The sequence below is a fragment of the Achromobacter sp. SD115 genome (genome assembly GCF_017355315.1).
In the GTDB taxonomy this organism is placed as follows: Bacteria; Pseudomonadota; Gammaproteobacteria; order Burkholderiales; family Burkholderiaceae_B; genus Achromobacter; species Achromobacter xylosoxidans_B.
On sequence record NZ_JADIJM010000001.1, the window covers coordinates 258039 to 276777 of the forward strand.

Annotated in this window: 16 protein-coding genes; 8 read left to right on the forward strand and 8 right to left on the reverse strand. The window is 67.7% G+C overall.

Annotated elements, in window-relative coordinates; translation table 11 throughout:
• Positions 1–26: 26 nt before the first annotated feature.
• Both nirB and nirD read left to right on the forward strand, forming a co-directional pair.
• Complete coding sequence (gene nirB / locus IPU70_RS01065; RefSeq protein WP_207464262.1) at positions 27–2576, forward strand: nitrite reductase large subunit NirB; 2550 nt, start codon at positions 27–29, stop codon at positions 2574–2576.
• Positions 2576–2926: a nitrite reductase small subunit NirD gene (gene nirD, locus IPU70_RS01070; protein WP_207464263.1), complete on the forward strand. Its 351-nt coding sequence runs from the start codon at positions 2576–2578 to the stop codon at positions 2924–2926. Before nirB ends, nirD begins: the two co-directional genes overlap by 1 nt.
• A 17-nt stretch (positions 2927–2943) precedes the next feature.
• Here nirD and IPU70_RS01075 read toward each other — a convergent pair whose 3' ends face one another.
• Complete coding sequence (locus IPU70_RS01075) at positions 2944–5004, reverse strand: transcriptional regulator (protein WP_207464265.1); 2061 nt, start codon at positions 5002–5004, stop codon at positions 2944–2946.
• A gap of 125 nt (positions 5005–5129) precedes the next feature.
• On the opposite strand from IPU70_RS01075, the gene IPU70_RS01080 reads away from it, so the two are divergent.
• The gene (locus IPU70_RS01080) at positions 5130–5978 is read left to right on the forward strand and encodes a class I SAM-dependent methyltransferase (protein WP_207464267.1); all 849 of its coding nucleotides are present in this window, start codon (positions 5130–5132) and stop codon (positions 5976–5978) included.
• Between the two features lie 219 nt (positions 5979–6197).
• Here the strand turns inward: IPU70_RS01080 and IPU70_RS01085 are convergent, their stop codons facing one another.
• From IPU70_RS01085 to IPU70_RS01115, 7 genes are all read right to left on the reverse strand, one after another.
• Positions 6198–7058: a D-amino acid aminotransferase gene (locus IPU70_RS01085; RefSeq protein WP_207464269.1), complete on the reverse strand. Its 861-nt coding sequence runs from the start codon at positions 7056–7058 to the stop codon at positions 6198–6200.
• A gap of 24 nt (positions 7059–7082) precedes the next feature.
• Positions 7083–7811, reverse strand: coding sequence for an amino acid ABC transporter ATP-binding protein (locus IPU70_RS01090; RefSeq protein WP_207464271.1), 729 nt, complete (start codon positions 7809–7811; stop codon positions 7083–7085).
• Between the two features lie 33 nt (positions 7812–7844).
• Complete coding sequence (locus IPU70_RS01095) at positions 7845–8528, reverse strand: amino acid ABC transporter permease (protein WP_207464272.1); 684 nt, start codon at positions 8526–8528, stop codon at positions 7845–7847.
• On the reverse strand, positions 8525–9280 hold the full coding sequence (locus IPU70_RS01100; protein WP_207464275.1) for an amino acid ABC transporter permease: 756 nt from the start codon (positions 9278–9280) through the stop codon (positions 8525–8527). The genes IPU70_RS01095 and IPU70_RS01100 overlap by 4 nt, the downstream gene beginning before the upstream one ends.
• 81 nt (positions 9281–9361) lie before the next feature.
• Entirely contained in the window at positions 9362–10270 is a 909-nt protein-coding gene (locus IPU70_RS01105) for a transporter substrate-binding domain-containing protein (protein WP_207464276.1), read from the reverse strand.
• Between the two features lie 22 nt (positions 10271–10292).
• Positions 10293–11192 carry a LysR family transcriptional regulator gene (locus IPU70_RS01110; protein WP_207464277.1) on the reverse strand — a complete coding sequence of 300 codons (900 nt, stop codon included), beginning with the start codon at positions 11190–11192 and terminating at the stop codon, positions 10293–10295.
• A 114-nt stretch (positions 11193–11306) separates the two neighbouring features.
• On the reverse strand, positions 11307–12368 hold the full coding sequence (locus IPU70_RS01115; protein WP_207464278.1) for a LacI family DNA-binding transcriptional regulator: 1062 nt from the start codon (positions 12366–12368) through the stop codon (positions 11307–11309).
• Positions 12369–12480: 112 nt separating this feature from the next.
• On the opposite strand from IPU70_RS01115, the gene IPU70_RS01120 reads away from it, so the two are divergent.
• The 5 genes from IPU70_RS01120 (at position 12481) to IPU70_RS01140 (ending at position 18667) form a co-directional block, all read left to right on the forward strand.
• Positions 12481–13500 carry a TRAP transporter substrate-binding protein gene (locus tag IPU70_RS01120; protein ID WP_207464279.1) on the forward strand — a complete coding sequence of 340 codons (1020 nt, stop codon included), beginning with the start codon at positions 12481–12483 and terminating at the stop codon, positions 13498–13500.
• 9 nt (positions 13501–13509) lie between these two features.
• Entirely contained in the window at positions 13510–15390 is a 1881-nt protein-coding gene (locus IPU70_RS01125; protein WP_207464280.1) for a TRAP transporter large permease subunit, read from the forward strand.
• 68 nt (positions 15391–15458) lie between these two features.
• The gene (locus tag IPU70_RS01130; protein WP_207464281.1) at positions 15459–15998 is read left to right on the forward strand and encodes a VOC family protein; all 540 of its coding nucleotides are present in this window, start codon (positions 15459–15461) and stop codon (positions 15996–15998) included.
• 21 nt (positions 15999–16019) lie between these two features.
• Positions 16020–17297 (forward strand): ribulose-bisphosphate carboxylase large subunit family protein, encoded by a 1278-nt coding sequence (locus IPU70_RS01135; protein WP_207464283.1) that lies wholly within the window; start codon positions 16020–16022, stop codon positions 17295–17297.
• Entirely contained in the window at positions 17294–18667 is a 1374-nt protein-coding gene (locus IPU70_RS01140; RefSeq protein WP_207464285.1) for a four-carbon acid sugar kinase family protein, read from the forward strand. Before IPU70_RS01135 ends, IPU70_RS01140 begins: the two co-directional genes overlap by 4 nt.
• The last annotated feature ends 72 nt before the right edge of the window (positions 18668–18739 follow it).

Consider the following 18739-nt stretch of genomic DNA (forward strand, 5'->3'; position numbering starts at 1 on the left):
CGAATACCCAAGCCCGGGGATATCCCATGAACGTAGCGGCCTCATCCGATTCTCTGCAGACTCTCGTTGTCATCGGCAACGGCATGGTGGGCCACCATTGCGTCGAGCAACTCATCGCCCGCGGCGCGCTTGCGCGCTACCGCATCCACGTCTACGGCGAGGAAAGCCGCCGCGCCTACGACCGCGTGCACCTGTCCGAATATCTGAACGGACGCGACGCGGAATCGATGGCGCTGGGCGATGCGGCGCTGTATGAACAGGAAGGCGTGACCCTGCACCTGGGCGCGCCCGTACTGGAGATAGACCGCCGCCAGCGCGAGATCGTGACCGCCAGCGGCCGCAGCGCCTACGACAAACTGATACTGGCCACGGGCTCCTACCCCTTCGTGCCGCCGATCACGGGCGCGGAAGGCGCATCGCGCCTGGTGTACCGCACGCTCGACGACCTGGACCTGATCCGCGATGCCGCCCACGGCGCGCGCCGCGGCGTGGTGGTGGGCGGCGGCCTGCTGGGGCTGGAAGCCGCCCACGCGCTGAAGTCGCTGAACCTGGAGGCGCACGTGGTGGAGTTCGCGCCGCGCCTGATGCCGGTGCAGCTGGACGAGCAAGGCGGCACGGCGCTCAAGGCGCGCATCGAGGCGCTGGGCGTGGGCGTGCACCTGTCGCGCGCCACGCAGGACATCAAGCCCGGCACGCAGTACCGCTACCGCATGCGCTTTGCCGAGGGCGCGCCGCTGGAAACCGACCTGATCGTGTTCTCGGCGGGCATCCGGCCGCAAGTAACGCTGGCGCGCAAAGCCGGACTGACGCTGGCCGAACGCGGCGGCGTGGCCATCGACAACCACTGCCGCAGCAGCGACGAACACATCTACGCCATCGGCGAATGCGCGGCTTGGAATGGCAGCGTGTTCGGGCTGGTGGCACCCGGCTATCAGATGGCACGCACGGTGGCGGCAGCGCTTTGCGGCGACGCCGCGCAGGCGTTCAGCGGCGCCGACATGTCGACCAAGCTCAAGCTGCTGGGCGTGGACGTGGGCTCGATCGGCGACGCCCATGGCGCCACGCCCGGTTCGCGCAGCTACCGCTACATCGACGAAGCCGGCGCCGGCTACCGCCGCTTGGTGGTCTCGGCCGACGGCAAACGCGTGCTGGGCGCGGTGCTGGTGGGCGACAACAGCTACTACGACACGCTGCTGCAATACGTGCAAAACGGCATCGCGCCGCCGGCGGACCCGGCCAGCCTGATCCTGCCGCAGGGCCAGGGCGCGCCGCTGCTGGGCGTGGACGCGCTGCCAGCGGGCGCCACCCTCTGTTCCTGCCACAACGTAAGCAAGAGCGCGGTCTGCGCCGCGATCGACGGCGGCTGCGCGGACCTGGCCGCGGTCAAGGCCTGCACCAAGGCGGCTTCCGGCTGTGGCGGCTGCGCCAGCCTGCTCAAGCAGGTGGTCGAACACGAACTGGCCAGCCGCGGCGTGTCGGTCGACAAGAGCCTGTGCGAACACTTCCCCCACACCCGCCAGGAGCTGTACGCCATCGTGCGCGTCAACGGCATCGAATCCTTCGAAGAGCTCCTGGCCAGCCACGGACGCGGCCAGCAGGGTTGCGACATCTGCAAGCCCGCGGTCGGTTCCATCCTGGCCTCGTGCTGGAACCGCCCGATCCAGGACCCGCAGTTGGTGCCGCTGCAAGACACCAACGACACCTTCATGGCGAACATGCAGAAGAACGGCACCTACTCGGTGGTGCCGCGCATCCCCGCCGGCGAGATCACGCCCGACGGCCTGATCGCGATCGGCGCCGTGGCCAAGAAGTATCAGCTGTACACCAAGATCACGGGAGGCCAGCGCATCGACCTGTTCGGCGCGCAACTCCATGAGCTGCCGGACATCTGGGCGGAACTGATAGCCGCCGGCTTCGAGACCGGCCACGCCTACGGCAAGTCCACCCGCACGGTGAAGTCCTGCGTGGGCAGCACCTGGTGCCGCTACGGCGTGCAGGACAGCGTCAAGATGGCGCTGGGCATCGAGCACCGCTACAAGGGCCTGCGTTCGCCCCACAAATTGAAATTCGCCGTATCCGGCTGCACCCGCGAATGCGCCGAGGCGCAAAGCAAGGACATAGGCGTCATCGCCACCGAGAACGGCTGGAACCTCTACGTCTGCGGCAACGGCGGCATGCGCCCGCGCCACGCGGAACTGTTCGCGACCGACCTGGATGACGCCGCCCTCATCCGCACCATAGACCGCCTGCTGATGTTCTACATCCGCACCGCCGACAAGCTGCAGCGCACCTCGGACTGGCGCGAATCGCTGGAGGGCGGCCTGGACTACCTGAAGCAGGTGGTGCTGGAGGACAGCCTGGGCTTGTGCGCCGAGCTGGAAGCGCAGATGCAGCTGGTGGTGGACCGCTACGAATGCGAATGGGCCAACGCGCTGAACGACCCGGAAAAGCTCAAGCGCTTCCGCACCTTCGTCAACGATCGCGGCGCCGATCCCGACATCCAGTTCGTGCAGGAACGCGGCCAGCCCCGGCCCGCTCCCGCGCGCGTCATCCCCATCGCCGAGGAGATTGCCTGATGGACGCCCTGATCCGCGAACCCCAAGACTGGCTACCGGTGTGCCGCCGCCAGGACCTGGTGCCCAACTCCGGCGTGGTGGCGCTGGTGGATGGCGCCCAGATCGCCCTCTTCTATGTGCCGCAGCCCGCGGGCGGCGGCGTCTACGCCCTGGAAAACCGCGACCCCCGATCCGGCGCCAACGTCATCGGCCGCGGCCTCGTCGGCCACGTCGGCGGCGAACTCGTGGTGGCCTCGCCGCTCTACAAGCAACACTTCCGGCTCGCCGACGGCGTGTGTGTGCAGTACCCGGAACAGCGCCTGCGGACCTGGCGGGCGCGCGTGAACGGCGATGCGGTGGAGATCGCCTGAGGCGCGCCGCCGCCGGATCAGCCCAGCCCGATGCGCCGGGCGCCTTGCCGGAACAAGGCCTCGGCGTCGCCGGCCAGGCGGAATGCCGCCAGGAAATCGTCCACGCGGTACGAGGGATGCGTCTTGCGGATCGCGGCCAGCAGGCCGGACGTTTCATCGCCCTTGCCGGCTATCGCAAGACAGCAGGCCGCGATCGCCAGGATGTGCACATGGGCATTGGGACGCGCCGCGGCCTTCAGGGCCCAGTCGGCGGCCTCCTCGAACCGGCCCAGGCGGACCAGCGCCAGCGCGCGCACGGCCAGCATGCCGAACAGCAGCGGGTCGTAGGGGCTCAGGTCGCGCGAATGGTCGGACGAGCCTATCGCGGCCTCGGCGTCGCCGGATTGGCAGTTGACGAAGCCCAGGGTGTAGTGCGCCAGGGCGAAGTTCGGGCTCAGGTCCACGGCGCGCCTCAACTCCGCCAACGACGGCTCCTGGCTGCCGCGCAGCCATAGCGCCCGGCCCATGGCCCAGTGCGCCGCCGGGTCGCGGTCATCGGCGATCAGGCCCTGCCCGGCGGCTTCGAAGGCCAGGTCGATGGCCGGCGCCGGCTCGCCCCACCGCTGGAACGCATCCTGCCAATGGGTAAACGACAGGCCGGCGTAGGCCCGTGAAAACGTCGGATCGAGGCGCAAGGCCATCTCGAAGAAATGCCGCGCCTGCGCGTTGTCGGCCCGGTTGAAGCGGTACATATGCCACAGGCCGCGATGATGCGCCTGCCAGGCGTCCAGGGAGTTCGGCGGCCTCAGAATGGCCCGGTTGCGCTCGGCGGATTCGATCTCGATGTCGACGGACGCGACGATCCGGTTGCCGATCTCGTCCAGGGCCAGGAATGCGTCATCCAGCTCGCGGTCGAAGACGTCCGCCCAGACAATGCGGGCGGTTCGCGATTCCACGAGTTCGACGGCCACGCTTATGCGCTTTTCGCGCCGTTGCAGCGCACCGCTGACGACATAGTCCACATTGAGCGTACGGCCTGCCTCGTCCGGCCCCACATTGCGCTGGTCCAGCGCAAAAACCGTGCCTTGGGCGATGACGAACAGACTGCGCAGCTTGGCCAGCCGGGTGATGATGTCGTAGGCCAGGCCGTCCGCCAGCCCTCCCCGCACGCCGGCCTGCGCCGAGCGGTCCACGAACGGCATCACCGCGATCGAAGCGCGGCCTGCGCGGTCGCCGGCGTCCGCGACCGGGCTCTCGGCTTCCTCCCTTCGTGCCGCCTCCGGCCGTGGCGTCTGGCTGGCTCTCCCCCTGAGTTCCCGCCATGCATCGCGCAGGGGCCGCCCGTCCAGGCCATCCGCCTCGAAGGCCCGCATGGCCGCGGCCAGATGCTCCTCGCCTTCACGCCACTGGTCACGCTGCGCCAGCAGGTCCAGCAGCAGCTCGTGGGCGCGCCGGTCGAACGGGGCAAGCTGCAGCCACTTGTCCAGGCAGGCGAAGACCTCGCCGGACCCTGCGGGCAGAGCGGACGCCAGATGCTCCAGGACAGCCGCATGGCAGGCCCTCAAGCGCCGGCGCTGCGCGGTCAGCCAGTTATTGAAAAAGGGATTGCGATCGATCCCCAGCCCCTCCAGGAAATCGCCCGCAAACAGGCCGGCCAGCGCGCGCAGCCGCTCGATGTCCAGCCGGGCGATGCCTTGCTGCATCGCGTTGCCGATCTCGATGGCGTCCACCTGGCAGTCGGCCAGGTTCAGCCTCACCGTGTCCTGCGCCGTCTCCACCCGGCGGCGTCCGGGATCGTCCAGCAGGGCTCGGGCCTTGCTGAGACACCAGCGCAGCTCGCCGCGCGGATCGTTCGGCACGTCCCACAACAACTCGCAGAGATGCGCGCGCTGCACGGGATGCGGAGCGAGCGCGAGATAGGCGATGAGCGCGCGTAGCTTGCGCGATGGCGGCAGCGCCACGGCTGCGCCCGCCCGGCTGATCGCCATGGCTCCAAGCAGCCGCAACTGGAGAGCCGCGCCGGGGACGGAACCAGCCGGCGGATCGCGGTCCGCCGAACCCTCGGCGGATTCCACGCCGGCTACCACGCCCGCCTCCATGGCCAGCTCTTAACTTGGATCTCGGGAAGCACGGTGCGCGCAAGCCTGCGCGGCGCCGGTTGCGATTTCCCGGCAGGCCGGCTTCGCCCGCTGCCGCATACACAGTGCTTTAACGGAGACAGACCATGTCCATTTCCTCCCTCGCCACCAGCCCCGTGCGCGACACCGCGCAGCCCGACCTGGCCGCCTTGAAGACACGCCAGCAGGGCACCTGGGCTTCCGGGGACTATGCCGTTGTCGGCACCACGTTGCAGATCGTAGGAGAACAGTTGTGCGAATCGCTGGACGTCCGCGCCGGACAGAAGGTGCTCGATGTGGCCGCCGGCAACGGCAATGCCTCGCTGGCCGCCGCGCGCCGCTGGTGCGATGTCGTCTCGACCGACTACGTGCCGGCGCTGCTGGGACGCGCCCGCGAACGCGCCGCCGCCGAACACTTGCAGATCGAGTTCCAGGAGGCCGATGCCGAAGCCCTGCCCTTCCCGGATGGGAGATTCGACGCGGTGGTCTCGACCTTCGGCGTGATGTTCACGCCCGACCAGGACCAGGCGGCGGCCGAAATGGTCCGCGTGTGCCGCTCCGGCGGCAAGATCGGCCTGGCCAACTGGACCCCGGACGGCTTCATCGGCCAGGTCTTCAAGACCATCGGCAAGCATCTGCCGCCGCCCGCCGGGATCAAATCGCCCGCGCTGTGGGGCACCCGGGCGCGAATCGATGAAATGTTCGGCCCGCATGCGTCCTCGATCCAGGCCGAACCCCGCCACTTCGTGTTCCGTTACCGCTCGCCGGAGCACTGGCTGCAGGTCTTCAAGACCTACTATGGTCCGCTGCTCAAGGCCTTTGGCGCGCTGGAACCTGCGGCGCAGTCCGCGCTGACCAACGATCTCATGGTGCAGATAGACCGGTACAACCGCTCTGGCGATAGCGCGATGGTCGTACCCAGCGAATACCTGGAGATCGTGGTGACGCGCCGGTGACCGGGTCTTGATGCCAGCCTTGGCGCGGTCCGGGCCATCCACGCGGACAGCGGACAGGAAATGATCCATGGCGCAACGCCTTCACGGTCACCCGACGATAGGCCCGGGTGACCGAGGTTGAGCAACCCTGCGATGAAGGAGGCAATGGCGTGCCGGCCATTGCCGGACGGGGTGCGAGCCCTTATCGGGAATCATACGCCCGCCGCGGCTCGCGCAGCGCTATAGCGCGGACGCCAGCACGTACTCCATATAGAGTTGCCGCAGCTCCCGGCATACCGGTCCCGGCCGTCCCGTGCCGACGGGCTGGCCGTCCAGCTCGATCACCGGCAGCACAAAGTGCAAGGCGGACGTCAACACCAGTTCCGTCGCCCGCCGGCACTCGTCCAGCGTGAACTTGCGCTCCTCCACGGCCACCCCGCGTTTGGCGGCCAGCGCCAGCACGGCGGCGCGGGTGCAGCCCGGCAGTATCTCGCGCGACAAGGGCCGCACCACGATCCGCCCCTGCGCGTCGACCAGCAGCGCGCTCGACGACGCTCCTTCCGTCACCACGCCGTCGGGGTCGACCATCAGCGCCTCGAACGCGCCCGAGGCCTGCGCGGCCTGCTTGGCCAGCACCTGGGCGATCAGCGACACGCTCTTGATGTCGCGCCGCTGCCAGCGCATGTCCGGCACGCTTGCCACCCGGACGCCAGATTCGGCCAACGGATTCACGCGCAAGGACTTCTCGCTGACGTACATCATCACGGTGGGCTCGACCTCGGCCGGAAAGGCGAAATCGCGCTTGCTATCCGCGCCGCGCGTTACCTGCACATAGACGGATCCTTCGCGCAGTCCGTTGCGCCGCACCAGTTCGCGGCAACGCTCCAGCAGCGTGTCGCGCGGCAGCGGATTGCGGATGCCGACCTCGGCCAGGCTGCGCGCCAGGCGGGCGGCATGCCGTTCGAACTCCAGCAACAGTCCGTCGATCACCGCGATCACTTCGTAGACGCCGTCGCCGAATAGAAAACCCCGGTCCAGCGCCGGAATGACGGCCTGCCCGGCCGGAACGAGATTGCCGTTGATATAGAAAATGGAGGACATGGATGCTTATGAGGGTGAGGGAAATCAGTGGCTGATGATGCGGGACAAGAAAGCGCGCGAGCGCGCCGAGGCGGCGTTGCCGAAGAATGCCTCGGCACTGGCGTCGTCGACGATCTCTCCGGACTCCATGAACACGACGCGGTCGGCCACGCGGCGCGCGAATCCCATCTCGTGCGTGACGACCATCATGGTCATGCCGTCGCGCGCCAGCCCCGTCATCACATCCAGCACTTCGCCGATCATTTCCGGGTCGAGCGCCGAGGTCGGCTCGTCGAACAGCATCACCACCGGGTCCATGGCCAGCGCCCGCGCAATCGCGACCCGCTGCTGCTGGCCGCCTGAAAGCTGGCCCGGATGCTTGTCGCCATGCGCCGCCACGCCGACCCGTTCCAGCAGCGCGGCGGCCTTGTCCATCGCCTGCGCACGGCTGCGGCCCAGCACGCTGACCTGTCCCAGGCAGACGTTCTCCCGCACCGTCAGATGGGGAAACAACTCGAAGTGCTGGAACACCATGCCGACGCGGGCGCGCAGCTTCGGCAGGTCCGTGCCCGGCGCGCCGACGTCGGTGCCGTCCACCACGATGCGGCCCGCATCGAACGGCTCCAGCCGGTTCACGCATTTGATCAGCGTCGACTTGCCCGACCCGGACGGCCCGCAGACCACCACCACTTCGCCGCGCTGCACGCGCAGCGAGCACTGCTTGAGTACCGGCAAGTCGCCGTAGCGCTTGCCGACCTGTTGAATTTCGATCATGAATGAAGACTCCGAATGGAAACGCCCGGGCGCTCAGGCGCCGATCCGGGCGCGCAGCGCCCGCACGCCGCGCGAGGCGGTGAACGAGATCACGAAGAACACCAGCGCCACCAGCATGTACATCTCGACCAGCCGGTTGTCTCGTTGCGCGATCTTGGTCGCCGCCCCCAGGAAATCCGTGAGCGACAGGACATAGACCAGCGCGGTTTCCTGGAAGATGACGATCACCTGGGTCAGCAGTACCGGCAGCATGTTGCGAAACGCCTGCGGCAGGATCACCTTGCGCAGCACCTGGCCGTGTCGCAGGCCCAGGGCGCTGCCCGCGGCATACTGGCCGGGCCCGACGCTGCCTACCCCTGCCCGGATGATTTCCGAGAAGTACGCGGCCTCGAACAGAATGAAGGTAATGAAGGCCGACCCCATGGCGCCCAGCACGATGGGCCTTTCAGACCCCGTGATCGCTTGCAAGGCATAGGGCAGGATGAAATAGATCAGGAAGATCACCAGCACCAGCGGTAAGGAACGGAACAGGTTCACATATACCGTCGCGGGCCACGCCGCCAGGCGTCCGCCATAAAGCCGGGCAACGGCCAGCAAGGTGCCCAGCAGCACGCCGCCCACGGTCGACGTCAAGGTCAACAGCAGGGTGAAGCGCAAGCCGGACAGGATCAGGTACGGCAAGGCGTCAACAATCGATTGCAGATCGAAATCGGTCATGCCCGGCTCCCTTTCGCCATGCGCCCGCCAGCGGCCCGGCCCGGAATCCGCAGCTTGTATTCCAGCGCGCGCATCACCACGATGACGATGAGATTGAGCGCCAGGTAGGCCATGGTGGCGGTCAGAAAGGCCTCGAACACCTGGAACGAGAATTCCTGCATCGCATGGGCTTGGGCAGTCAGTTCCGCCAGCCCGATAGTCAGCGCCACCGACGTGTTCTTGATGGTGTTCAGGCAGTCAGACGTCATGGTCGGCAGGACCGTGCGCAATGCGTTAGGCAAGAGCACATGCCGGTACAACTGCGGCAAGGTCAGGCCCAGCGCCAGGCCCGCGTTGCGTTGGCCCTGCGGCAAGGCCTCGATTCCGGCGCGCAGCTGTTCCCCGATGCGCGCCGACATGTACATGCCGATAGCCAGCGCCGCCGTATAGAAGGACGCGTCGGGCAATTGCTTGATCCAGTCGCCGGCCGTCGTCGGCAGCAGCTCCGGCAAGACGAAGTACCACAGGAACATCTGCACGATCAGCGGGATGTTCCTGAACACTTCCACATAAACGGCTGCCGCCGCGCGCACCCCGCGGGACGGCAGCGTGCGCGCCACGCCGACCGCCAAGCCCAGCGCCAGCGCGATCAGCCACGCCAGCGCCGCCGTTTTCACGGTCACGCTCAGCCCGTCCAGCAGGGTTTGCAGATATGTCTGCCCGCCGTCGGGCGACGGGGCGAACAACACGCCCCAGTTCCATTGATATGCCATGCTTTTCTCGATGATCTGGCCGCGCGCGGTCCCGGCCCCTCGCCGGGGCCGCGCATCGGCGTATTGCGGCTAAGCCTGGGCCTAGCGGTAGGCGGCGGGATCGCCCGAATCGGTGGGCGTGGCGACCACGCGCTTGAGCGCCTCGCTCATGGCCACGTTCAGGTTGATACCCTTGGGCGGCAGCGGGCTGCGGTACCAGCGGTCGTACAGCGCCTGGAACTCGCCGCTGGCGTAGAGGGCCTTGATGGCGTCATCCACCAGCGCCTTGAACTGCGGGTCGTCGCGGCGCAGCATGATGGCGTAGGGCTCGATCGACAGGGACGCGTCGGAGACCTCGTAGCGATCCGGCTGCTTGGCGTTGGCGATCAGGCCGTACAGCAGGATATCGTCCATGACGAAGGCGGCGGCGCGGCCGGTCTCCACCATCAGGAAGCCTTCGGCATGCTCCTTCACGGGCACGATACGCATGCCCAGCCCGCGCGTCTCGTTCAATTCGTTGATCTGGCGGATGTTCGCGGTGCCGGAGGTCGAGGCCACGACCTTGCCCTTCAGGTCGTCGATAGTGCGCAACTTCGACGACTTCTGACTGAGGAATCGATTGCCGGTCACGAAAGTCGTGACCGAGAATGCCACCTGCTGCTGGCGGTCCAGGGTGTTGGAGGTCGAGGCGCATTCCAGGTCGATGGTGCCGTTGCCCATCAGGGGAATGCGCGTCGCGGAGGTGACGGGCAGGTACTTCACCTGGATATCGCTGCGCTTGAGCCGGGTCTGCACCGCGCTGACGATGCGCTCGCAGATGTCGATCGAGTAGCCCACGGGCTTCTGGTTGCCGTCATAGTAGGAAAACGGAATCGAGGTCTCGCGGTGGCCGATGGTGATCGTGCCGGTGTCGGCGACCTTCTTCAGCGTTCCTTCCAGCTGCTGGGCCGAGGCGGCGCCCACCATAAAGATCGCCAACGCCGCGACCGATGCCTTGATGCAAAGTGCCATGCTTTTCTCCTTGGGGTTTATGTCAGCGCTTGGTATAGAGGTTGAACACGCGTTCCACGGGCTCCTGGGCCGGCCCCTGGCGGCGGGCATACATGCAGATCTGCATCGGGATCGCGCAGCGGCGGTCCTTGATCGCGACGATCTGGCCGGCGTCCACCGACACCTTGGCGCTGGATTCGGGCAGCCACGCCAGCCCGACGCCGGCACTGACCAGCGTGCGCGCGCCGTCCACGAAATCGGTTTCGCAGACGCGTTGCAGGACGGGGCGCTGCAGCAGGTCGCCGCAAGACAGGTCGACCAGCCGCCGGAAGTAGGCGCCCTGGGCATGCGACACATAGGGATAGCGCGCCTGGGAATCGGCGGCGTACAGCGCGGTCTCGTCCACCGGCATGGCGGCGGGGCGGAACAGGCGCAGGAAGTCCGGCTCCATGCCGGTCCGCATATAGGCTTGCGGGTCCAGTTGTATGTCTTCGGCGGCATGGCGGAAGCACACCAGCAGGTCGACCACGCCGGCGGCCAGCCACTCGACCGAGTCGTGCACATTGCCTACATGCAGCCGCAGCGACTCGACTCCACTCTCGTCCTTCCAACGGACGCACCAACCCGGAAAGTGCGAGGTCGCCAGGCAATGCGGCATGGCCACTCTGAGGACTGCGCCGTCATGGCCGGTGACGCCGGCCTCGCCGCGCGCATCCACCACCTTGCGCACGATCTCGGCGGCATTGGAGCGGAATTGCTCGCCCGCCGCGGTCAGACGCAAGGGGAAACAGCCCCGGTCGATCAGCGCGGCGCCAGCCCAGGTTTCCAGGGACTGGATGCGCCGGCTGAACGCCGATTGCGAGACATGCCGCAATTCGGCGGCCGTGGTGAACTGCCCGCATTCCGCCAGGGTCAGAAAATCCTGGAACCAACGTAGATCCATAACAACCGCCGCGCCGTCAGATTGAATGCGAGGCAGTATAGGGACCGCGTCCGGGGGGCTTATGCATAGTTTGCATAACGCCCCCGCAGTCAGGGTTACTCCGGACCTGCCCGTCTACGGCAGGTTTTCGCGGAAGATCACCTGGCTGCGCGCCAGTTCCACCCCGTTCATCGGACTGCGCTTGTCGCGCAGGTTGCAGAAGATGCGCACGCAGCTCATCAGCGCTTCCATCGGGCTTTGCGTGATGACTGCGTCCATGGTGCCGTCTATCAGCAGCGCGCGGGTGTCGGGCGTGAGGCCGTGGCCGATGAAGACAACGCGGTGCTGCAAGCCGGCTTCCTTCAACGCGCGCGCCACGCCGTCGGATGCGCCGCCGATGTTGTAGATGCCGGCAAGCTGCGGGTACTGCTCCAGCAACTGGCGGGCCTGCTCGTAGTTGCGCTGCGCATCGTCATAGCCCTCGCGCAGGTCCACCACCTGCATGGCCTGGAACTGTTCGGCGTACAGCTGCAGAAAGCCGCCTTCGCGCTCTTCATGGGCGCGGTAGTGGCGTGACCCGGCGATCAGCGCCACGTGCGCCGCGCGCGAGCCGATGAAGCGGGCAATCAGGTAGCCCGCTGTGCGTCCGGCCGCGCGGTTGTCCAGGCCCACATAGGCCACGCGGGCGCTGTTGGCCAGGTCGGAAATCAGCGTCACCGCCGGCACGCCCTGCTGCGCCAGCAGGTTGACGGCCTCGCGCACGGCGGGATGCTCCAGCGCCATGAACGCGATGCCGTCGGCGCGCTTGCCATGCCTGGCCAGCGCCTGCGCGAGCGCGTCGGGATTGAAGCTTTCCACATACTCGACCTGGCACTTGGCGTTGAGCGGCGCGAAGTGTTCCTGCGCATAGCTGACGGTGTCGCCCAGCATGCGCAGGTAGCGGTTGCTGCCGCGCGGCAGCAGGAACACCAGCCGCAGGGGCTCGGGCGCGGCGGCCGCAAGCACCTCCTGTTCCGGCAGATAGTCCAGCTCGATGGCCACCTTGAAGACTTTCTGGGCGGTGCTGGCGCGCACGCCGGGCCGGCGGTTCAGGACCCGGTCGGCCGTGGCGGTGGACACTCCGGCGCGCTCCGCCACATCGGCCAGGCGCGCCAGCTTGCGTTCGGGAGGCGTTCGATTCACATCAAAATCCATCATTAATCAGGTTTGACGATGATAGCTCTGATTCACTATTGTCCATTCTGCCGCATGGTACTGGCGCTGTTGTGGCACATCAAAAAACATCATAACCAAAACTATGGAGACAACCATGAAGCTGCTGACACGCCGTAGTGCCCTGCGCCGCCTTTGCGCGATACCCGCCCTCACCCTGAGCTCGGGCTTTCCGCTGATTGCCCGCGCGGCGGACTACACGCTCAAGTACGGCAACAACCTGCCGGTCACGCATCCCTTGAATATCCGCGCCCAGGAAGCCGCCGAACGCATCCTCAAGGAAAGCAACGGCCGCGTGGACATCAAGATCTTCCCGAACAACCAGTTGGGCGGCGACACCGACATGCTGGCCCAGGTGCGCTCGGGCGGCATCGATTTCTTCACCCCGTCCGCCCTGGTCATCGCCACCTTGGTACCGGTGGCGGCCATCAACGCCGTGGGCTTCGCCTTCAAGGACTACAACCAGGTCTGGAGCGCCATGGACGGCGCGCTCGGCGCCCACGTGCGCGCCGCCATCGCGCAGCGCCGCCTCTATGCCTTCGAGAAGATGTGGGACAACGGCTTTCGCCAGACCACCAGCAGCAAGGCGCCGGTCAAGTCCGCCGCCGACATGGACGGCCTGAAGATACGGGTGCCGGTCAGCTCGCTGCCGATCTCCATGTTCAAGGGCCTGGGCGCCGCCCCCGCCAGCCTGCAATTCAGCGAGGTGTATTCCTCGCTGCAGACCAAGGTGGTGGACGCCCAGGAAAATCCCCTGCCCATCATCCAGGTGGCCAAGCTGTACGAAGTGCAGAAGTACTGCTCGCTCACCAACCACATCTGGGATGGCTACTGGTTCATCGCCAACGGCCGCATGTGGGAAGGCCTGCCGCAGGACCTGAAGGCCATCGTGGCGCGCGGCATCAACGAAGCCGGCTTGGCCCAGCGCGAAGACATCAAGAAGCTCAATGCCTCGGTGCAATCGGATCTGGAAGGCAAGGGTCTGCTGTTCAACCAGCCGTCCGCCGACAGCTTCCGCGAACAACTGCGCACCACCGGCTTCTACAAGGAATGGCAGGGCCGCTTCGGCAACGAAGCCTGGACCCTGCTGGAGCAGGCCGTCGGCAAGCTGGTCTGAGGACGCGCCATGTCCTCTTTGTCCGCACCCCACCCCGCGCCGCAAGCGCTGCCGGCCCATCCCCTGCGCCGTGCCGCCGGGGCCTTCGACGCGCTGCTGGGCAGCGTGGTCGAACACGTGGCGGCGGCCCTCGTGCTGGTCGAGATCGCCGTGCTGTTCGCGGGCGTGGTGGCGCGCTACGCCTTCCACAGCCCGCTGGTCTGGTCCGACGAACTCGCCTCCATCCTGTTCCTGTGGCTGTCCATGCTGGGCGCGGTGGTCGCCCTGCGCCGCGGCGAGCACATGCGGATGACGGCCCTGGTCAACAACGTCAGCCCGGCGCGCCGCGCCCAGCTGGAAACGCTGGCGTTGGCCGCGTCGCTGGCCTTCCTGGCGCTGATCCTGGCGCCCGCCGTGGAATACGCGCATGAAGAACACTTCATCATCACGCCCGCGCTGGAACTGAGCAACGCCTGGCGCGCCGCCGCAATTCCGGTGGGCATGGGGCTGATGGCGGTGGTGGCCCTGCTGCGGCTCTTGCGCACACAGACCGCGCCGCAGATGCTGGCGGCGCTGGCCGGGGCGGCCGCGGTGGTCGCGCTGTTCTGGCTGGCGCAGCCGCTGTTTTCCACGTTGGGCAAGCTGAACCTGCTGATCTTCTTCGTGGGCATCGTGGCCGCCACGGTGTTCTCGGGTGTGCCGATTGCGTTCTCGTTCGCCCTGGCCACGTTCTCGTACCTGGCCTTGACCACCAACACCCCGATGGTGGTGATGGTCGGCCGGCTGGACGAAGGCATGTCGCACCTGATGCTGCTGGCGGTGCCGCTCTTCATCTTCCTGGGCTCGCTGATCGAGATGACCGGCATGGCGCGCGCCATGATCCAGTTCCTGGCCAGCCTGCTGGGACACGTGCGCGGCGGACTGTCCTATGTGCTGATCGGCGCCATGTACCTGGTGTCCGGCATCTCGGGGTCCAAGATCGCCGACATGGCGGCCATTGCGCCCGTGCTGTTCCCGGAAATGCAGAAACGCGGCGCCAAGCCCGGCGATCTGGTGGCCTTGTTGTCGGCCACCGGCGCGCAGACCGAGACCATTCCGCCGTCCATCGTGCTCATCACCATCGGCTCGGTCACGGGCGTGTCGATCGCCGCGCTCTTCACGGGCGGACTGCTGCCGGCCGTGGTGCTGGGCCTGGCGCTGTGCTCGGTGGTGTGGTGGCGCTACCGCAAGGAAGACCTGAGCCTGGCGCAGCGCTTCAGCGCCCGCGAAATCGGCCGCTTCTTCGTCATCGCCCTGCCCGCCGTGGCCCTGCCCTTCGTGATCCGCGCCGCGGTGGTCGAAGGCGTGGCCACTGCCACCGAGGTCTCGACCATCGGCATCGTGTATTCGGCCGTGGTCGGCCTGCTGATCTACCGGCGCTTCGACTGGGCCCGGCTCAAGCCCATGCTGATCGAGACCGCCTCACTGTCGGGCGCCATCATGCTGATCGTGGGCTGCGCCACCGCCATGGCCTGGGCGCTGACGCAGTCCGGCTTCTCGGGCGACCTGGCCAAGCTGATGGCCGGCATGCCCGGCGGCAGCTACGGTTTCCTGGCCGTGTCCATCGTCGCCTTCATCATCCTGGGCAGCGTGCTGGAAGGCATACCCGCCATCGTGCTGTTCGGCCCGCTGCTGTTCCCGATCGCGGCGCAGGCCGGCGTGCACGAGGTGCACTACGCCATGGTGGTGATCTTCGCCATGGGCATCGGCCTGTTCGCGCCGCCCTTCGGCGTGGGCTACTACGGCGCCTGCGCCATCAGCCGCGTCGATCCCAACGAAGGCATAGGCCCGATCTGGGGCTACATCGCCGCGCTGCTGGTGGGCCTGGTCATCGTCGCCGCCTTCCCCTGGTTCTCCATCGGTTTCCTGTGAGGCCCGCGGCCCGGGTCCGGGCAGCGTCCTCCCGACATCCTCAAACCTTTTCCCGCAAAGAATCCATCATGAGTCGTTTCCTGGGCGAAATCCGCCAACTCGGTTATGTGGTGCACGACATCGAAGCCGCCATGGACTACTGGAGCGCCACGCTGGGCGTCGGCCCCTGGTACTACAACCCGCGCGTGCCCATCGTGAACTATCAGTACGACGGCGCTAGCCACCAGCCGCACAACTCGGTGGCGCTGGCCAACTCCGGCTTCGTGCAGGTCGAACTGATCCAGACCCGCAACGACGTGCCCTCCATGTACCGCGACTTCCTGCTGGCCGGCCGCACCGGGCTGCAGCACGTGGCCTACTGGACCGAGAGCTACGACGCCGACCTGGAGCGCCTGCTGGCCCAGGGCTTCAAGCCCAAGATGAGCGGCGAAGTTGGCGAGAAAGGCCGCTTCATCTACTTCGACACCGAGTACCACCCCGGCACCGTGATCGAGCTGTCCGAAGTCGCCGGCCCCAAGGGCCGCCTGTTCGACCTGATCCGCGACAGCGCCCGCGACTGGGACGGCAAGGACCCCGTGCGCCCCTTCCCCGACCTGAACCGGATCTGACCCCTACCCGCCACCGCCGCCATGAATTCCCAATCGTTTACCGCCACCTATCTGATCGAAACCCCGCTGGACCCCGCCCAGGTCGCGGATGTCATGGCCGGCGAGCAATCCTGCGGCACCTTCACGCGGGTGCAGGGCGAAACCGACGAGTTGCGCGCCCGCGCCCGCGCGCGCATCGAATCGATCGAAACCCTGGAATCCGCTGCCGCGCCCAGCCTGCCCAACGCCTGGCTGGCGCGGCAGCCCGGCGGCATGCCGGGCCTCTACCGGCGCGCCCGGGTGCGCATCGCCTTTCCCGTCGCCAACATCGGCGCCAACCTGCCTACGCTGGCCGCCACCGTAGGCGGCAATCTGTACGATCTGGGCGAAGTCACCGGGCTGCGCCTGGAAAGCATGGAACTGCCGGCCAATTACCGCGCCCAGTTCGACGTGCCGCGCGTCGGCATCGCCGGCACGCGGCAACTGACTGGCGTGGCGCAGGGTCCGCTCGTAGGCACCATCATCAAGCCCAACGTCGGCCTGTCGCCCGAACAGACCGCGCATCTGGCAGCCCAGCTGTGCGCTGCGGGCGTGGACTTCATCAAGGACGACGAAGTCTGCGCCAACCCCGCCCACGCGCCGCTGGCGCAGCGCGTCGCCGCCGTCATGGCAGTGGTGCGCGCGCACCGTGAACGCACAGGAAGGCAGGTCATGGTGGCCTTCAACATCAGCGACGAAACCGACGCCATGCGCCGCCATGCCGAGCTGATCGAACGCGAAGGCGGCACCTGCGTCATGGCCAGCCTGAACCATTGCGGCTACTCGGCCATCCAGACCCTGCGCCGCAGCACCCCGTTGGCGCTGCACGGCCACCGCAACGGCTACGGCGCGCTGTCGCGCCACCCCTTGCTGGGCGTGGGCTTCCAGGCTTACCAGACGCTGTGGCGGCTGGCCGGCGTGGACCATATGCACGTGCACGGCCTGCAAGGCAAGTTCTCCCAGGAAGACGCCGAGGTGGTCGAATCCGCGCGCGACTGCCTGGCCTCGCTGACCCTGGGCATCGATGACCCCGTCATGCCCGCGTTTTCGTCCGGCCAATGGGCCGGCACCGTGCCCGCCACCTGGGCGGCGGTGCGCAGCGACGACCTGCTGTTCATGTCCGGCGGCGGCATCCTCGCCCACCCCGACGGCCCCGCCGCGGGCGTGCTCAGCATCCGCCAGGCCTGGCAGGCCATGCGCGACGGCGAGCGCCTGGAAGACTATGCGCGCAACGCGCCCGAACTGCGGCGCGCCATCGAATGCTTCGGCCACCGCGCATGAGCGCGGTCTCGCACGCAGACACGCCGCCGGAACAGCGGCAGGCAACGCGGCCGCAGCTCGGCTGGTACGGCGACGACTTCACCGGCGCCACCGACACGCTGGCGGAAACCGCCCGCGCCGGCCTGCGCAGCCTGCTGTTCCTGGGCGTGCCGACGCCGGAACAGTTGCGCCGCGCCGGCCCGCTGGACGCCATCGGCATCGCCGGCGCGGCGCGCGGCATGGCGCCAGCCGAAATGCAGACCGAGCTGCGCGCCGTGGGCCGCTACATGGCGGGCGCGGGCGTGCGCGTGCTGCATTACAAGTGCTGCTCCACCTTCGACAGCGCGCCGCAGGTGGGCAGCATCGGCGCCGCGGTGCTTGAACTGCGCCGCCACATGCCCAACCCGCTGGTGCCCATCGTCGGCGGACAGCCCAGCATCGGCCGCTATTGCAGCTTCGCCCAGTTGTTCGCCCGCGCGGGTGCCGCGCCCGAGATCCACCGCATCGACCGCCATCCGGTCATGCGCGCGCATCCCGTCACCCCGATGCACGAGGCCGACCTGCGCCTGCACCTGGCGGCGCAAGGCCTGCCGGACATCCGCTCCTTGCCGCACACGGCCTACCCGCGCCTGCGCCGGGCAGCCGACGCGCCGCTGCTGGACGACTGGGTAGACCAGGTCATCGAGACCACCGACGGGCCGCTGCTGCTGGACCTGGTCGACGACGAGCAACTGGCCGTCATCGGCCGCCTGATCTGGCGCGCGGCGTCCTGCCTGCCCTTGCTGGCCGTGGGTCCCAGCAGCGTGCAGCAAGCGCTGGCCCGCGCCACCCCGGCAGGCGGCGCAAGCGCCACGGCCGCGCCGCTGCGTGTCGCCAGCGGCCCCGTGCTGGTGGTGGCCGGCAGCCTGTCTCCAGTCACCGCCAGACAGATCGACGCTTGCCGCCAGTACCAGCGCCAGCCGCTGCAAGCGGAACGGCTGCAGCGGGATCCGGCCTATGCGGCGGAACAGGTCCGGCAAGCCGCGGCCATGCTGGCCCAGGGGCGCAACGTACTGGCGCACACCGACCGGCCCGCCCAGGCGCTCAGCGCGCACCAGACCGCCGCCACCGCCCGCGCCACCGGCCAAATGGTGGCGGACATCGTGCGCGCCAGCGCGCATTCCAGCACGCGCCTGTCGCGCATCGGCATTGCCGGCGGCGACACCTCCAGCCAGGCCACCCTGGCCCTGGGCCTGTGGGGCCTGGCGTTCCGCTGCGTGCTGGCGCCCGGTGTCACCGTCAGCCTGGCGCGCAGCGACGACCCTGTGACCGACGGCATCGAACTGATGCTCAAGGGCGGACAGATGGGCGGCGATCTGTTGTTCGATGAGCTGGCGCTGGGAGCAGCCTGACAGCGCCCATTCTTTTGCTATTGGAAAGCCATTGTTTCCCATACCTGGATTTATCCGGCCAATGGAAGCTGA

Bases quoted from the DNA above. Each gene is read 5' to 3' on its own strand.
- IPU70_RS01080 (WP_207464267.1), top strand. From the start codon at position 5,130: ATGTCCATTTCCTCCCTCGCCACCAGCCCCGTGCGCGACACCGCGCAG.
- nirD (WP_207464263.1), top strand. From the start codon at position 2,576: ATGGACGCCCTGATCCGCGAACCCCAAGACTGGCTACCGGTGTGCCGC.
- IPU70_RS01075 (WP_207464265.1), bottom strand. From the start codon at position 5,004: ATGGAGGCGGGCGTGGTAGCCGGCGTGGAATCCGCCGAGGGTTCGGCG.
- IPU70_RS01110 (WP_207464277.1), bottom strand. From the start codon at position 11,192: ATGGATCTACGTTGGTTCCAGGATTTTCTGACCCTGGCGGAATGCGGG.
- IPU70_RS01115 (WP_207464278.1), bottom strand. From the start codon at position 12,368: ATGATGGATTTTGATGTGAATCGAACGCCTCCCGAACGCAAGCTGGCG.
- IPU70_RS01130 (WP_207464281.1), top strand. From the start codon at position 15,459: ATGAGTCGTTTCCTGGGCGAAATCCGCCAACTCGGTTATGTGGTGCAC.
- IPU70_RS01090 (WP_207464271.1), bottom strand. From the start codon at position 7,811: ATGATCGAAATTCAACAGGTCGGCAAGCGCTACGGCGACTTGCCGGTA.
- IPU70_RS01095 (WP_207464272.1), bottom strand. From the start codon at position 8,528: ATGACCGATTTCGATCTGCAATCGATTGTTGACGCCTTGCCGTACCTG.
- IPU70_RS01135 (WP_207464283.1), top strand. From the start codon at position 16,020: ATGAATTCCCAATCGTTTACCGCCACCTATCTGATCGAAACCCCGCTG.
- IPU70_RS01105 (WP_207464276.1), bottom strand. From the start codon at position 10,270: ATGGCACTTTGCATCAAGGCATCGGTCGCGGCGTTGGCGATCTTTATG.
- IPU70_RS01120 (WP_207464279.1), top strand. From the start codon at position 12,481: ATGAAGCTGCTGACACGCCGTAGTGCCCTGCGCCGCCTTTGCGCGATA.
- IPU70_RS01140 (WP_207464285.1), top strand. From the start codon at position 17,294: ATGAGCGCGGTCTCGCACGCAGACACGCCGCCGGAACAGCGGCAGGCA.
- IPU70_RS01125 (WP_207464280.1), top strand. From the start codon at position 13,510: ATGTCCTCTTTGTCCGCACCCCACCCCGCGCCGCAAGCGCTGCCGGCC.
- IPU70_RS01100 (WP_207464275.1), bottom strand. From the start codon at position 9,280: ATGGCATATCAATGGAACTGGGGCGTGTTGTTCGCCCCGTCGCCCGAC.
- nirB (WP_207464262.1), top strand. From the start codon at position 27: ATGAACGTAGCGGCCTCATCCGATTCTCTGCAGACTCTCGTTGTCATC.
- IPU70_RS01085 (WP_207464269.1), bottom strand. From the start codon at position 7,058: ATGTCCTCCATTTTCTATATCAACGGCAATCTCGTTCCGGCCGGGCAG.